The sequence below is a fragment of the Brevibacterium senegalense genome (assembly GCF_000285835.1).
Taxonomy (GTDB): domain Bacteria; phylum Actinomycetota; class Actinomycetes; order Actinomycetales; family Brevibacteriaceae; genus Brevibacterium; species Brevibacterium senegalense.
The window spans coordinates 241,715-256,171 of record NZ_HE978600.1; the positions used below are offsets into that span (position 1 = coordinate 241,715).

Annotated in this window: 15 protein-coding genes and 1 pseudogene; all 16 read right to left on the reverse strand. The window is 74.0% G+C overall.

Annotated features, from left to right (window positions below; genetic code table 11):
• Positions 1-15: 15 nt before the first annotated feature.
• Entirely contained in the window at positions 16-801 is a 786-nt protein-coding gene (trpC, locus tag HGBR_RS20610) for an indole-3-glycerol phosphate synthase TrpC (protein WP_019157493.1), read from the reverse strand.
• Positions 798-1,055: an HGxxPAAW family protein gene (locus HGBR_RS01115; protein ID WP_019157494.1), complete on the reverse strand. Its 258-nt coding sequence runs from the start codon at positions 1,053-1,055 to the stop codon at positions 798-800. The genes trpC and HGBR_RS01115 overlap by 4 nt, the downstream gene beginning before the upstream one ends.
• Positions 1,056-1,135: 80 nt before the next feature.
• Positions 1,136-1,618, reverse strand: coding sequence for a Trp biosynthesis-associated membrane protein (locus HGBR_RS01120; protein ID WP_026077229.1), 483 nt, complete (start codon positions 1,616-1,618; stop codon positions 1,136-1,138).
• Positions 1,615-3,144, reverse strand: coding sequence for an anthranilate synthase component I (locus HGBR_RS01125; RefSeq protein WP_019157496.1), 1,530 nt, complete (start codon positions 3,142-3,144; stop codon positions 1,615-1,617). Before HGBR_RS01125 ends, HGBR_RS01120 begins: the two co-directional genes overlap by 4 nt.
• Positions 3,141-3,563, reverse strand: a complete 423-nt coding sequence (gene hisI / locus HGBR_RS20105) for a phosphoribosyl-AMP cyclohydrolase (RefSeq protein ID WP_245533237.1) — start codon at positions 3,561-3,563, stop codon at positions 3,141-3,143. Before hisI ends, HGBR_RS01125 begins: the two co-directional genes overlap by 4 nt.
• Positions 3,469-4,241, reverse strand: a pseudogene (gene hisF / locus HGBR_RS20480) (imidazole glycerol phosphate synthase subunit HisF). Before hisF ends, hisI begins: the two are co-directional and overlap by 95 nt.
• Entirely contained in the window at positions 4,238-5,740 is a 1,503-nt protein-coding gene (locus HGBR_RS01145) for a carboxyl transferase domain-containing protein (RefSeq protein WP_019157500.1), read from the reverse strand. Before HGBR_RS01145 ends, hisF begins: the two are co-directional and overlap by 4 nt.
• Before the next feature lie 3 nt (positions 5,741-5,743).
• Positions 5,744-6,943, reverse strand: coding sequence for a CaiB/BaiF CoA transferase family protein (locus HGBR_RS01150; RefSeq protein ID WP_019157501.1), 1,200 nt, complete (start codon positions 6,941-6,943; stop codon positions 5,744-5,746).
• Positions 6,940-7,395: a PH domain-containing protein gene (locus HGBR_RS01155; protein WP_019157502.1), complete on the reverse strand. Its 456-nt coding sequence runs from the start codon at positions 7,393-7,395 to the stop codon at positions 6,940-6,942. Before HGBR_RS01155 ends, HGBR_RS01150 begins: the two co-directional genes overlap by 4 nt.
• A 19-nt stretch (positions 7,396-7,414) precedes the next feature.
• Positions 7,415-8,263, reverse strand: a complete 849-nt coding sequence (hisG, locus tag HGBR_RS01160; RefSeq protein ID WP_019157503.1) for an ATP phosphoribosyltransferase — start codon at positions 8,261-8,263, stop codon at positions 7,415-7,417.
• A 55-nt stretch (positions 8,264-8,318) separates the two neighbouring features.
• Positions 8,319-8,582 carry a phosphoribosyl-ATP diphosphatase gene (locus HGBR_RS01165; RefSeq protein WP_026077231.1) on the reverse strand — a complete coding sequence of 88 codons (264 nt, stop codon included), beginning with the start codon at positions 8,580-8,582 and terminating at the stop codon, positions 8,319-8,321.
• 32 nt (positions 8,583-8,614) lie between these two features.
• Positions 8,615-9,286: a nicotinamide mononucleotide transporter family protein gene (locus HGBR_RS01170; RefSeq protein ID WP_019157505.1), complete on the reverse strand. Its 672-nt coding sequence runs from the start codon at positions 9,284-9,286 to the stop codon at positions 8,615-8,617.
• A gap of 3 nt (positions 9,287-9,289) precedes the next feature.
• Entirely contained in the window at positions 9,290-9,967 is a 678-nt protein-coding gene (gene rpe / locus HGBR_RS01175) for a ribulose-phosphate 3-epimerase (protein WP_019157506.1), read from the reverse strand.
• A 9-nt stretch (positions 9,968-9,976) separates the two neighbouring features.
• The gene (locus HGBR_RS01180; protein ID WP_026077232.1) at positions 9,977-11,455 is read right to left on the reverse strand and encodes an RsmB/NOP family class I SAM-dependent RNA methyltransferase; all 1,479 of its coding nucleotides are present in this window, start codon (positions 11,453-11,455) and stop codon (positions 9,977-9,979) included.
• Positions 11,448-12,395: a methionyl-tRNA formyltransferase gene (locus HGBR_RS01185; RefSeq protein ID WP_019157508.1), complete on the reverse strand. Its 948-nt coding sequence runs from the start codon at positions 12,393-12,395 to the stop codon at positions 11,448-11,450. The genes HGBR_RS01180 and HGBR_RS01185 overlap by 8 nt, the downstream gene beginning before the upstream one ends.
• Before the next feature lie 27 nt (positions 12,396-12,422).
• Positions 12,423-14,453 (reverse strand): primosomal protein N' family DNA-binding protein, encoded by a 2,031-nt coding sequence (locus HGBR_RS01190; RefSeq protein WP_019157509.1) that lies wholly within the window; start codon positions 14,451-14,453, stop codon positions 12,423-12,425.
• Positions 14,454-14,457: the final 4 nt, after the last annotated feature.

Consider the following 14,457-nt stretch of genomic DNA (forward strand, 5'->3'; position numbering starts at 1 on the left):
TGTCTCCTCCAGGGATCAGGGGCGTGCTGCGGCACCGGCCGCGGTGAAGGCGGCGACGGCGGCGGCCGGGTCACCGCCGGTCACGAGCGCTTCGCCCACGAGGCCCAGACGGGCGCCGGCGGCGGCGTACTGCGCGACCGTGTCCGGTCCGCTCACGCCGGACTCCGCCACGAGGACGGCACCGGCCGGCGCGTGCGGTGCCAGGTGCGCGAATCGGGCGGAATCGACCGTGAGGTCCTTGAGATTGCGGGTGTTGACGCCCACGAGCGCGGCGCCCGCCCGTCCGGCCCGGGCGAGCTCGTCGACGGTGTGGGCCTCGACGAGTGCCGCCATGCCCAGCTCCCGGCTGAGCGCCAGGAAGTCGATCAGCTGCGCGTCGTCGAGCGCCGCGACGATGAGGAGGACGATGTCCGCTCCGTGCGCGCGGGCCTCGTGGAACTGGTACTCGTCGACCATGAAGTCCTTGCGGAGGACCGGCACGTCGACCGCGGCGCGGACCGCGTCGAGGTCTGCGAGCGAACCGTTGAAGCGGCGCGCCTCCGTCAGCACGCTGATCGCGGCCGCTCCCCCGCTCTCATAGGCGGCGGCCAGTGCGGCGGGGTCCGGGATGTCCGCCAGCGCGCCCTTCGAGGGCGACGAGCGCTTGACCTCGCAGATGAGGCCGAACCCGCCGGCCGGCGGGAACGGGCGCACCGGCGCCGCGGCGAGGGCGTCCTCGCGGACGCGGGACAGCGGACGGTCCGCCCTGCGCGCGTCGAGGTCCTCGCGCACGCCGGCGATGATGGCGTCGAGGACCGTCACGAACGGGGCTTGCCCTTGCCGGCGGCGCGCATGATGAGACCCACGACGGGGCCCGCGACCACGACGGCGAGGCCGGCGTACAGCATCGTCTGGTTCTCGATGACGAGCCCGATCGCCAGGATCGTGCTGCCCAGCAGCATGAGGAAGACGCCCATCCACGCGGCCGGGGTGTTCCCGTGTCCGGGATCCTTGATCTTGTCGTAGTCGATCGCCGAGCGGTCGAGGTCGTTGCCCGCACGCGTTGTCGCTGCCATGTCACTCCTTGTCCCGCGGGGATGGGACCCGCGCGTGTGAAGTCGGTTCTGCTCAGGGGTCATTGTCGCATGTGCGTAGGTCAGCTGGGGTCCTCGCCCCTCGACAGCGCGTCCCATGCCGCCGCCGGATCGTCGTCCGCGGACGCGCCGGGGGCGGAATCCCGGTCGTAGCGGGAGGAGACCGTCCACCGCGGGCTCACGACCGCCGTCCAGACCGCGACGGCGACGATCGCCGCGCCCGCCGCGGTCGCGAGGGCGACGGGCACCGTCGGACCGGTCGTCGTGAGGGCGGTGAGCGCGGCACCGGCACCCACGACCGCGACGAGGACGCACACGATGATGCGGCCCACCCGGCCCATCATCGCGAGCAGCAGGGAGGCGACGGCGATGATCGCGGCGCAGGCGGTCAGGACCGGGTGACCGGTCGACTCCTCACCCGCGACCTCGGCGACACCGGACGGTCCCGTCGCGCCGGGTGCGGCGGACCCCCATGCCTGGGAGGCGACGATCCACAGCACGCCCGCCAGCAGCAGGAGCGCGAGGACGGCTCTGCCCTTCGTCATCCGTCGGACCCCCCGGCGACCCGCGGTGCGCGGACCGTGCCGGCGGCCGCGGCGGCCCGCAGCACGGCCGCGGCCTTGCGGCGGCACTCGTCGAGCTCCGACTGCGGGTCGGAGTCCGCGACGATCCCGGCGCCCGCGGACACCGTCAGGAGTCCGTCGCGCAGGATCCCGGTCCGGATCGCGATCGCGACGTCGAGGTCGCCCGTGAAGGACAGGTAGCCCACCACTCCCCCGTACACGCCGCGTGCGGTGGGTTCGAGGCGGTCGATGATGCTGAGGGCGCGCGGCTTGGGCGCACCGGAGAGCGTGCCGGCGGGGAACGCGGCCCGCAGCACGTCGAGGCCGCCCGTCCCGTCCCGCAGTCGCCCCGTCACGGTCGACACGATGTGCATGACGTGGCTGTACCGCTCGATCTCCATGAACTCGACGACGTCGACGCTGCCGGGCTCACTGACCTTCGCCAGGTCGTTGCGCGCCAGATCGACGAGCATGAGGTGCTCGGCGCGCTCCTTCTCGTCCGCCAGCAGCTCCGCCGCGAACGCCCGATCCTCGTCCGCGGTGGCGCCGCGCGGTCGGGTGCCGGCGATCGGGTGGGTCGTGACGGTGCCGTCCGTCACGGTCACGAGTGCCTCGGGCGACGAGCCGATGAGCGTGAGCGGCGACCCGTCGGCGACCGGCGCCTCGAGGAGGTACATGTACGGGCTGGGGTTCGTGGCCCGCAGCATCCGGTAGACGTCCGTCGCGCTCGCATCGACGGCGGTGTCGAACCGCTGTCCCAGCACCACCTGGAAGATCTCGCCCTCGACGATGAGGCGCTGCGCCTCCTCGACGGCGGCGAGGTAGTCATCGGGGTGGGTGCGCGGCTTCACATCCGGCTCGGGCGCGTCGTGGACGGACAGGGACGGCACCAGCGGCACCTGCAGCTCCTCGATCATCCGCTCGAGGCGTCGGACCGCGGCGTCGTACGCCTCCTCCGCGCCCTCCGGCCGACCGTCGACGTTCACGGCGTTCGCGACGAGGGTGAGGCGGGAGGTGAAGTGGTCGAGGATCGCGACGTCGCCGGGGATCGACAGCGACAGCTCCGGGACCGGGTGCTCCGGCAGGGGCGACGGTCCCAGGTCCTCGAAGCGGCGGATCGTGTCCCACCCCAGGTAGCCCACGAACGAGGACACCATGGGCGGCAGGTCGTCCTCCGATCGGTCCGCGGCCAGCGAGCGCAGCGCCGCGGCGAGGGCCGCGTGCGGGTCGCCCCCGGTCGGCAGCCCGGACGGAGGGGTGCCCAGCCAGACCGCCTCCCCGTCGACCTCCGTGAGCGTCGCGACGGGGGCGCGGCCCACGAACGAGTACCGGCTCCACTGGTCCTGCGCGGCGGACTCGAGGAGGAAGCCGCCCGGGCGTCCCTCCGCCAGCCGGCGGTAGAGGCTCAGTGGCGTCTCCGTGTCCGCGAGGACGGTCGTGCGGACAGGGATGACGCGGCGGTGGACCGCCTGTGCGGCGAACCCCTCCCGCGTGGGCAGGACCGTCATGCGAGCTCCCGTCCCGTGAAGCACGTCGTCGTCCCCGTGTGGCAGGCCGGCCCCGTCTGCCGGACGGTGTAGAGGAGCGTGTCCCCGTCGCAGTCGGTGGCGACGGACTCGACGTGCTGCACGTGTCCGGACGTCTCGCCCTTGACCCAGATCTCCCCCCGCGACCGCGACCAGTACGTGGCCCGGCCCGTCGTCAGCGTGGCGCGCACGGCCTCGGCGTCCGCCCACGCGAGCATGAGGACGTCGCGGGTCGCGGCCTCCTGGACGACGACGGGCAGCAGTCCGCGCTCGTCGAAGACGAGCCCGTCCAGGCGGGGGTCGGTGTCAGCGCACCTCGTGTCCGGCACGATCGAGCTCCTCCTTGATCTGGGGGACGGTGGTGTCGCCGAAGTGCAGGATGCTGGCGGCCAGCACCGCATCCGCCCCGGCGTCGACGGCCGGCGGGAAGTGCGCGGGCGAGCCCGCGCCTCCGGACGCGATGAGCGGGACCCGCACCTCCCGGCGGACCGCTGCGAGCATCGCGAGGTCGAAGCCCTGCTTCGTGCCGTCCGCGTCGATGCTGTTGAGCAGGATCTCGCCGGCTCCGGCCTCCGCGGCCCGGGCCGCCCACTCGACCGCGCAGATCCCGGTCCCCGGCGGCCGCCGTGGGTCGTGACCTCGTAGCCCGAGGCCGTGCCCGGCTGCCCGTCGGGCACCCGACGGGCGTCGACGGAGAGGACGAGGACCTGGCTGCCGAAGCGCTGGGCGATCTCGGAGATGAGCTGGGGCTTCGCGACGGCGGCGCTGTTGACGCCCACCTTGTCCGCCCCGCGGCGCAGCAGCGTGTCGACGTCCTCGACGGTCCGGACGCCGCCGCCCACCGTGAGCGGGATGAAGATCTGCTCCGCGCACCGGGTGACGACGTCGTACATGGTCGACCGGTCGCCGGTCGTCGCGGTCACGTCGAGGAAGGTGAGCTCGTCGGCTCCCTGCCCGTCGTAGCGCCGCGCCAGCTCCACGGGGTCCCCCGCGTCACGGAGGTCCGCGAAGTTGACGCCCTTGACGACCCGGCCGTCATCGACGTCGAGGCACGGGATGACGCGGACGGCGGGGCTCACAGGCCCAACCTGCGGTAGCGGTCGATCCGGGCGCCCGTGCGCAGGTAACCGGGCGTGCGCATGAGCTCGATGATCTCGTGCTCGAGCGTCGCGGACAGCCGGGCGATGAAGCCCTGCGGATCGTCGGAGGCGTCGACCGGCTCCGCAACGACGCGGTCGACGACGCCGGCGGCCACCAGCTGGGCCGACTGGACGCGCTGGGCCTGCGCCATCTCCGCGGCGTGCTGGGTGTCGCGGTGCACGATCGCGGACGCGCCCTCCGGCGGCAGCGGGGACAGCCAGCCGTTCTGCGCGGAGAGGACGCGGTCGGCCGGGATGAGTGCCAGTGCGCCGCCGCCGGAGCCCTCGCCCATGATGACGGAGACGCTGGGCGAGTCGAGGTCGATGAGGTCCGCGAGGCTGCGCGCGATCTCGCCAGCCAGGCCGCCCTCCTCCGCCTCGCGCGACAGCGCGGCCCCGGGGGTGTCGATGATCGTGACGAGCGGGATCCCCAGCTCCTCCGACAGGCGCATGCCGCGGCGCGCCTCGCGCAGCGCGGCCGGGCCCATGGGCTCGCGGGTGTTCTGGCGGTACCGGTCCTGGCCCAGCACGATGCACGGGGCGGAGCCGAAGCGGGCGATCGCCAGCAGGAGGCCCGGGTCCTTCTCGCCCTGGCCGGTCCCCCGCAGCGGGAGGACGTGGGTCGCGCCGTGGCGCAGCAGATCGCGCACGCCGGGGCGCTCGGGCCGGCGCGAGGCGGTGATGACCTCCCACGCGTCCCGCGTGTCCGGGTCGACGGGGCGCGAGTCCGGGTCGGGGACGCGGGCGGGCAGCTCGCGCGCGCCCATGAGCACGTCGAGCACCCGGGCGACGGTGTCGTGGATCCGGTCCGGGCCCAGCACGGCGTCGACGATGCCGTGCCGCTGCAGGTTCTCGCCCGACTGGACGCCGGCGGGGAACTCGCGCCCGTAGAGCTGCTCGAACACGCGCGGTCCCAGGAAGCCGATGAGGGAGTCCGGCTCCGCCACCGTCACGTGCCCCAGCGAGCCCCACGAGGCGAACACGCCGCCGGTTGTGGGGTGGCGCAGGTAGACGAGGAACGGCAGCCCGGCCTTCCGGTGCGCGACGACCGCCGCGGTGATCTTCACCATCGAGAGGAACGCGACGGTGCCCTCCTGCATGCGGGTGCCGCCGGAGGCGGGCCCCGCCAGCACGGGCAGGCCCTCGAGCGTCGCGCGCTCGATCGCCTCGACGAGGCGCTGCGCGGCGGCGGTGCCGATCGAACCGGCGAGGAAGCGGAACTCGCATGCGACGACTGCGACGCGCCGGCCGTGGATGAGGCCCTCGCCCGTCACGACCGCCTCGTCGACGCCGGACTTCTCCCGCGCCGCCTCCAGTTCCGCGGCGTAGGCGTCGTCGATCCCGGCGGCCGGGACGATCGGCGTCGTGTCCCACGACACGAAGCTGCCGGGGTCGACGACCCGCTCGATGAGCTCGCGTGCGCTCAGGCGCTTCGCCATATGTCAGTCCTCCAGCCAGGACCGGATCTCCCGGTCGTGCTCGGACAGCCGCGGCGGGGCGAGGTGCTCCGTCACGGTCGTCTCCGTCTCGCCCGCGGCGTCCGCGTCGAAGAAGCGCAGCGGCGGCCCGGGCAGGTCGATGTCGCCGATCGTCGGGTGCGCGGCGGTGATCTTGAGACCCTGCGACAGCGCCTGCTCCCACTCGTAGACCTCCGGCAGCGTCCGGACGACGCCCGCGGGGATCCCGGCCTCGGACAGCTTCTCCAGCAGCGGGGCGGAGTCGAAGCGGCCGAACCGCTCCTCGATGACCGCGATGAGCTCCTCGCGGTGCGCGAAGCGCTCCCCGTTCGTCGCGAAGCGGGGATCCGCGGTGTCCAGGTCGAACGCCTCGCAGAACCGCTGCCACATCTTCTCGTTGCCCACGGAGATCTGCACCGCGCCGTCGCGGCACGTGAAGAGGCCGTAGGGCGCGAGCGTCGCGTGGTGGTTGCCGCCGGGCTCCGGGGTCATCCCGCCAATCGTCGCGCGGGTGCCCTGGAACGCGTGGATGCCCACCATGCCGGCGATGAGCGAGGTGCGCACGACCTTGCCGCGTCCGGTCCGCTCGCGCTCCAGCAGCGCCGCGAGCACGCCGTACGCGCCGTGGATGCCCGCCAGCAGGTCCGCGATCGGGACGCCCACCCGCTGGAAGTCGTCCGGGCCGGAGCCGGTGATGGACATGAGGCCGCCCTCGCCCTGCGCGATCTGGTCGTAGCCCGCGCGCGCGGCCTCCGGACCGTCGTGGCCGAAGCCGGTGATCGAGAGGACGATGAGGCGGGGGTTGAGCTCTGCGAGCGCGGTCGTCGAGAAGCCCAGCCGGTCGAGCACGCCGGCCCGGAAGTTCTCGATGAGGACGTCCGCCCGCTTCAGCATCGCGGTCAGCGTCGCGACACCGTCCTCGCTCTTGAGGTCGAGGGCGATCGACTCCTTGTTGCGGTTGGTCGACAGGTAGTAGGTGGACTGCGGGTCGTCCTCGGGGCCCGCGAAGGGCGGTCCCCAGCCGCGGGAGTCGTCGCCGGTGCCGGGCGTCTCGACCTTGATGACGCGGGCGCCCTGGTCGCCCAGCATCTGGCCGGCGTGGGGGCCGGCCAGCGCGCGGGACAGGTCGACGACGACCGTCCCGGCGAGGGGGCCTGCACTGCGGGGGGTGGTGGGAATGCTCACGGTGTGCCTCCGGATGGGGTGTGCTCGTCTACGAGGATACGCAGGTGGTTCGCCGCCGCCGCGGCTCTGGGTCCGTCCGCCGCCTGGATCGCCATGACCGCGGCGGTCGTCCCGTCGGAGAGGCTGAGAGTGGCCCACGAATCGCCCAGCGGCTCCGAGTAGGACACGCCCACGATCTGGCTCCAGGCGTAGCGCCGGGTCAGGAGGATGTTGCGGACGAAGAGCCCGTCCTCGTCCGCCCGCGCGACGATCGTGGCGAACCGCAGGATGATCGCGGACAGCAGCAGGCCCAGTCCGATCATCCAGACCGAGTCCGCTCCGGCCCGCCAGCTGCGCCACTCGATGACCGTGAACGCGATCGACGCCGCGACGAACGCGGCCGTCACGAGCGGGGCGAGGATGAGGCCCACGGTGCGCAGCATCCGCGGCCGGAACACGACCGGCAGTTCCATGGGACGGTCCGCAGCCGGGTCAGACACGGCAGGCGGCGATGTTCGTGACGAGGATCGCGCGGGCGCCCACGGAGTAGAGCCGGTCCATGACCGTGTGCTGGGCGTCCGCGGAGACCATCGAGCGGACGGCGACCCATTCCGGGTCGCGCATCGGGGAGACGGTGGGGCTCTCGAAGCCCGGGGTGACCGCGACGGCCTCCGAGAGGCGGTCGACGGGCACGTCGTAGTCGACGATCACGTAGCTGCGGGCGACCATGACGCTCTCGAGGCGTCGGACGACGACCTGCGCGGCGTCGGACAGCTCCTCCCGCTCGACTGGGGCGACGAGGAGGCCCTCGGAGCGCATGATGGGGTCGCCGAAGGTCTCGAGGCCGGCCTGTCGCAGCGTCGTGCCGGTCTCGACGACGTCCGCGATCGCGTCCGCGACGCCCAGCTCGATCGAGACCTCGACCGCGCCGTCCAGGCCGACGGTGCGCGCGTCGATCCCGCGGGCGGCCAGGTCGCGCTGGACGAGGACGGGATAACTCGTCGCGATCCGCCTGCCCTCCAGCTGGGTCACATCCGTGAAGGTTCCGGCTCGGCTCGCGTAGTGGAAGCGCGAGCGTCCGAAACCCAGCGGCAGCGTCTCGAGCGCCGCCGCACCGGACTCCAGGAGCAGGTCGCGCCCCGTGATGCCCAGGTCGAGGATGCCCTCGCCGATGTAGACGGCGATGTCGCGGGGACGGAGGTAGAAGAACTCGATGCCGTTGGCGTCGTCACGGCTCACCAGCGTCTTCGAATTGGTGCGCAGCTTGTATCCGGCCTCCCGCAGCATGACGGTGGCGGACTCTGACAGGGTGCCCTTGTTCGGCACCGCGATGCGAAGCATGGAATGCGGCTCCTGGGAGGATTCGACCGGGTGGTGGGTGCGGGTGGGGACCGGGTCAGAGATGTCGGTAGACGTCCGCCGGTGTGAGGCCGCGGGCGATCATCATGACCTGCAGGTGGTAGATCGCCTGCGAGATCTCCTCCGCGAGCTCCTCGTCCGACTGGTACTCGGCGGCCATCCAGACCTCCGCCGCCTCTTCGACGATCTTCTTCCCGATCTGATGGATGCCCGCGTCCAGCTCCGCCACGGTGGACGAGCCCTCCGGTCGGGTCTGTGCCTTCTGCGCGAGTTCCGCGAACAGGGAATCGAAGTCCTTCACACGATCAGGGTAGTGCAGGGTCCCGGAGTCGGTCATGCCGGGTCGGGACGTGAGATGTCCGGCGACAGATCCGTGGGCGAGGCGATGCGCTGGCGGGAGCGGCGGCTCCAGTCGATGATCCCGACGATCACCATGACGAGGAAGACGAAGTAGACCGCACCGGAGAACACGAGTCCGCCCATGATGGCGAGCGGGATGCCCACGAGGTCGACGAGGAGCCACACGAGCCAGAACTCGACGATCGCCCGTCCCTGGGCCACCATCGCGGCGAGCGAACCCACGAAGATGTAGGCGTCCGGATACGGGTTCCACGACCAGCCGCCCCACGCCAGGAGCGAGCCGAACGCGACGGTGCCGACGAGCAGGAACCCCAGGAGCAGGAGCCGCTCCGTCCACGTCCCCCACCGGACCTCGACCTCGCCCGAGGCCGCCTGCTCCTTCGCCTGCTTCCACCGGGTCCAGCCCCAGACCGCCGCGGCGATGATGACGACCTGACGCGAGGCGTTGCCGCCCAGCCCGGCGCCGATGCTGGCGCTCAGGAGCAGGACGGACCCCAGGATCTGGACGGGCCACGACCAGATGTTCCGCCGCAGTGCCAGGAACACGGTCGCGATCGCGCAGACGTTCCCGATGAGGTCCGACCACGGGACGGGCGTGCCCAGGAGCGTGAAGACGGGGGTGTTGAGGACGTCGAGCAGCGGCACGACTCAGGCCTCCGCGGCGGCTGCTGCCGCCCGCCGGCCGGTCTCCCGCAGGTGCGCGATCGCCTGCTCGGCGTCCTCCGCCCCGTAGACGGCGGAGCCGGCGACCAGCACGTTCGCGCCGGCCTCGACGGCCCGCTCGATCGTCTCCGTGGAGATCCCTCCGTCCACCTGCAGCATGACGTCGAGGCCGGAGGCGCTGATCGCCTTCCGCATGCGGGCGATCTTGGGCAGGCACACGTCGAGGAAGCGCTGGCCGCCGAATCCCGGCTCGACCGTCATGATGAGGATCTGATCGAACTCCGGCAGGAGGTCGATGAGCGATTCGACGGGCGTCGCCGGACGCACCGCGACGCTCGCCTTCGCACCGGCGGCGCGCAGCTCGCGCGCCAGGCGGACGGGTGCGGTCGCCGCCTCGAGGTGGAAGGTGACGGACGCGCACCCGATCTCCGCGTAGACGGGCGCCCACGTGTCCGGGTCCTCGATCATGAGGTGGGCGTCCAGCGGGATGGGCGAGACCGCCCGGATCCGCTCGACGACCGGGGGGCCGAACGTGAGGTTGGGCACGAAGTGGTTGTCCATGACGTCGACATGCGCCATGTCCGCGGAGCTGATGCGCGCGAGTTCGCCGGTGAGGTCCGCGAAGTCCGCGGACAGGATGCTCGGATTGATGTGTAGTCCCACGTCGCCAGCCTAGCGCCGCCGCAGGAGCGCGAGGAACATCGCGTCCGACCCGTGGAGGTCCGGCCACAGCTGCGCGTACCGGCCGTCGCCGCGGGCGGCGGAGGCGAAGGTCTCAGCCTCCAGCCCGGTCGCCTCCGCGAGCACGGCGGCCGCGTCGAGCACCTCGACGTCGCCTGACTCGACGACCTCGTCGACGATCCCGGCGGTCTCCGCCCAGTGCGGCGAGCACGTCGAGTAGGCGATGACGCCGCCGCTGCGGGATGCCGCGACCGCGGACCGCAGCAGCCCGCTCTGCAGCGGGGCCAGCGCCGCGATGTCGTCGGGGCGCCTGCGCCACCGCGCCTCCGGACGCCGCCGCAGCGCGCCCAGGCCGGTGCACGGGACGTCGACGAGCACACCGGTGTGCGCGCCCGGGTGCGTCTCCCCCGCCGTGCGGCCGTCCCCGGTGGCGACGGTCACGACCTCCGCCGAGGCCCGGGTCGAGTCCCGCACGAGCTGCGCCCGGTGCGCGGACGAGTCGACGGCCCGCACCGTGCCGCCGCGTCCCGCGGCCAGCGCGCCCAGGACGGCGGTCTTCCCGCCGGGTCCCGCGCAGAGGTCGAGCCACTGCGGACGGTCCGCGGTGTCCGTCTGTGCGAGGGCGAGGGCGATGAGCTGCGAGCCCTGGTCCTGGACGCGGACCCGGGCCTCGTCGACTCCGGGCACGTCGCGCGGGTCGCCGGAGTCCAGGACGAGGCCCAGCGGCGAGAGCGTGCCGGGGGTCAGCTGCGGGTGCGTCGCCGCGAGCTCGTCGCGGTCGGCCAGGCCGGGCAGTGCGGCGAGGCTCACGCGGGCGGGGGCGTTGTCCGCGTCGAGCACGGCACGCAGCGTCGCCTCCAGTCCCTCGCCGCCGCGTCCGTGTCCGCGCAGCGACAGCCGCAGGGCGCGCACGATCCAGGCGGGGTGGGAGGTCGTGAGCGCGAGGGCCTCGTCCGCGGCCAGCCCTCGGGAGACCTCCGTCAGCCAGCCGTCGCGGTCCCGCTCCGCGACCCGGCGCAGGACCGCGTTCACGAGTCCCGCGGCGCGACCGCCCCCGGCGCGACGGAGCGCGTCGATCGTCGCCGACACCGCCGCGTGGTCCGCGATCCGCGTGCTCAGCAGCTGGTGGACGCCCATCCGCACGGCCGAGGCCGTGCGCGGGTCGAGGTCCGCGGGATGGCGGTCCGCCGCCTGCGCCGCGACCGCGTCGTAGAGGCCGAGGCCGCGGAGCGTGCCGTACGTGAGCTCGGTCGCCAGCGAGGAGTCGCGGGGGTCGAGCCCGGCCCGCCGCAGGCGCGACGGCAGGAGGAGGTTCGCGTACGCGTCCGCCTCGTCGACCTCCGTCAGCACCTCGAGGGCGACGTCCCGGGGCCCCGGCTTCCCGCCGCCCTCCCCGCGGGGCGCCCGTCGGCGGGACTCCTGTCGGCGGGACTCCTGTCGGCGCTGGGGCCGGCGTCGCGCGTCACTCATGATCGTCTCCCGTCTGTGCGGCGAGGTCCGTGTCGAAGGCCGCGTCGGGGCGGCCGCGCAGGAAGTCCGCGGCCTCGCGGGCGGGCTTCCCGAAGGGCTGGATGCGGCCGATCCGCACGGGGCCGTCGCCGCTGCCCACGACGACGCCGCCGTCCGCGGTGGCGGCCAGCGCCCCGGGAGCCGGGCGCGGATCGCCCGCATGCGCCTCCGTGAGGCCGGCGACCTTCGCCCGCCTCCCGTCCAGGAGCGTCCACGCGCCGGGTGCGGGCGAGACCCCGCGGGCGCGGGCCAGCACGGCGGCCGCCGGATGCGCGAAGTCGAGCCGGGCCTCGTCCGGGTCGATCTTCTGCGCGTGGCCGGCCTCGCCGGTCTGCGGGGTCAGCTGTGCCCGGTCGGACGCGAGGAGGGCGAACGCCTCCCTCAGCAGTCCGGCCCCGGTCACGGCGAAGTCGGCCAGCACGTCGCCGGCGTCCTGTCGCGGCAGCGGCAGACTCCGCTGGAGCAGCACCGGACCGGTGTCCATGCCCGTGTCGATCCGGAACACGGTCAGGCCCGTCTCCGCACGACCGTCCATGAGCGCCCGTTGGACGGGCGCTGCGCCGCGGTACTGCGGCAGCAGCGAGAAGTGGAGGTTGAACCAGCCCAGCCGTGCGGTCGCGAGCGCCCGGGGTCCGGCGATCGCGCCGAACGCGACGACGGCGACCGCGTCCGGGCGCAGCTCCTCGAGCCGGTCGAGGACCTCGCCCCGCAGGCGGTCGGCCTCGAGGACGGGCAGGCCCAGCGCCTCCGCGCGGCGCTTGACGGGGCTGGGGGTGAGGATCCGCTTGCGTCCCACGGGCGCGTCCGGCCGGGTGAGGACCGCGACGATGTCGTGGTCCGCGTGCAGGGCGTCGAGGGAGGGCACGGCCGCGTGCGGGGTGCCGGCGAAGACGATTCTCACGGCCCCGAGTCTAGTGCGCGGGAGTCCTCACAGCGCCCCCGCCGGGTCGACGACGTGCCGGACGACCGGCAGGGACGCGGCCGATCGCTGCGCGGCCGCGGCGGTGAGTGCCGCGGACACCGGCGCGGAGGCGCTGCGGCCGAAGGACAGCAGCAGCACCCTCTCGTCCTCCTCGTCGCGGGTCAGCAGCGGGGTGAGCACGCCGGCGCCCGCCTCCGCCTCGAGACGCGCCTGCACCGCGCGGACCTCCGAGCGGGGTCCGGTCAGCTGGACCGTGCGGGTGGTGGGGGGCAGGCCCGTCGCCTGCCGGTCGCGGAGCTCGAGGTGCGCGTGCCGGACCGGGTCGAAGGTCTGGAGGACGCGCACGACGACGTCCGTCGTGTCGAGGACGAGGGCGCGTCCGCCGGCGGATGCGCCCCGCACCAGGGCGAGGGCGCGCAGGCGGCGGGCGATCGCACGGCTCACCCCGTCGAGGCCCGGTCCCGGCCACAGCGAGTCCAGCAGCAGGGCCGCGGCGTAGCCGCCGTCCGCGTACGGCTCCGCCCCCGTCGTCGCGACGACGATCGCCGGTGCGGAGTCGACGGACCGGACGATGTCCGTGCCGCCCGAGCGGATGACGGGGACGTCCGCGAAGGCCCGGGCCAGCTCCTCGGCCGTCCGCTCGAGTCCGCGCACGACCGCGCGGACCCGGGTGCTGCGGCACCGGGGGCAGCTGAGGTGCTCCTCGCGCAGTCCGCAGTGGGCGCACGCGAACGGTCCTGCGGCGCCGGCGGCCGCGATGCGCGCCTCGCAGCGGGGGCAGTCGAACAGGTCCCCGCAGCGTGCGCACGCGACGACGGGCAGGTAGCCCGCTCGCGGCACCTGGACGAGGACGGGCCCCTGCGCGGTCTCCCGCTTCGTCCGGCCCAGGGCCCCGCGGATGAGGTCGAAGGCCTCCGGCGGCATGCGCTCGGACGGGGTGTCCGCGTGCGGGAGGAGGACGAGCGGGGCCGTCGCCCGCCGCTCCTCCCGGGGGCGGTCGATCGAGCCGATCCAGCCGGACTCGACGAGGTCCTGCACCTCGACGGTGCGGGTGTGGTCGAGGAGGAGGAGTGCGGCACCCGTCTCCCGCACCCGCAGGAGGCAGACCTCGCGGGCGTGCGGGTAGGGGGCGCGCGGCTCGACGTAGTGATCGCTGCCGTCCTCGACGAGGAGGACGAGGCCGGCCTCCCGCACGGGTGCGAGCGCAGCGGCCCGCGTGCCGATGACGAGGCGGGCCGCTCCCGCGTGCGCGCGCACCCAGTTCGACCAGCGCGCCTGCGGTCCCTGGTCCGCGGACAGGCGGACGGTGAGGGGCGCCAGGTCGCCCAGGCGGGCCTCGAGCGCGTCGAGCTCGCGGTGGTCCGGCACGATCCACAGGACGGACCGGCCGGCTGCGATCGTCCGGTGCGCCGCCGCGAGACCGACCGTGATCCACCCGGTCCCCGGTTCAGAAGCCGGGGTGAGCGCCGCTGCCGCGCGGGGGCCGTCCCGGCCGTCGGGCTCCCGGAGCCAGTCCTCGAGCACGTCGAGGTACTCGCGCAGGGCCACCGGTGCGTCCTCTGGCGGGGGGACGGGGTCGAGTGCCGCGGGCGGCTCGGACGTCAGCCGCTCGATCGCGGCCAGCGCCCTCGCCTCCCCCGCCGCGTGGCGCGGCGGGATCGCGAGCCGCAGGACGTCCGGAAGGGTGCCTGCCCATCGCTGCGCGACGGCGCGCGCCAGGGACAGCACCGGCGCGTCCGCGACCGCGACGGGTGAGACGACGCGCTCGAGCGGTGCCAGCGGACCGGTCACGTCCGTCGAGTCCGTGCGCTCGAGGAGGAAGCCGGAGACGAGGCGGCCGGAGAACCGGACGCGCACGCGCACACCGGGCACGGCCTCGGTGTCCTGGGCCTCCGTCACGCCGAAGTCGAACGGACGGGCCAGGTGCGGGACGGGGGTCTCGAGGAGCACGCGCGCCACCGGCTGTGCCGCGGCGGGTGTGAGGCCGCCGCGCAGGCGCAGGTGCGGCTCCTCGTCCCCCAGCAGCGCGGGCTGCACGCGA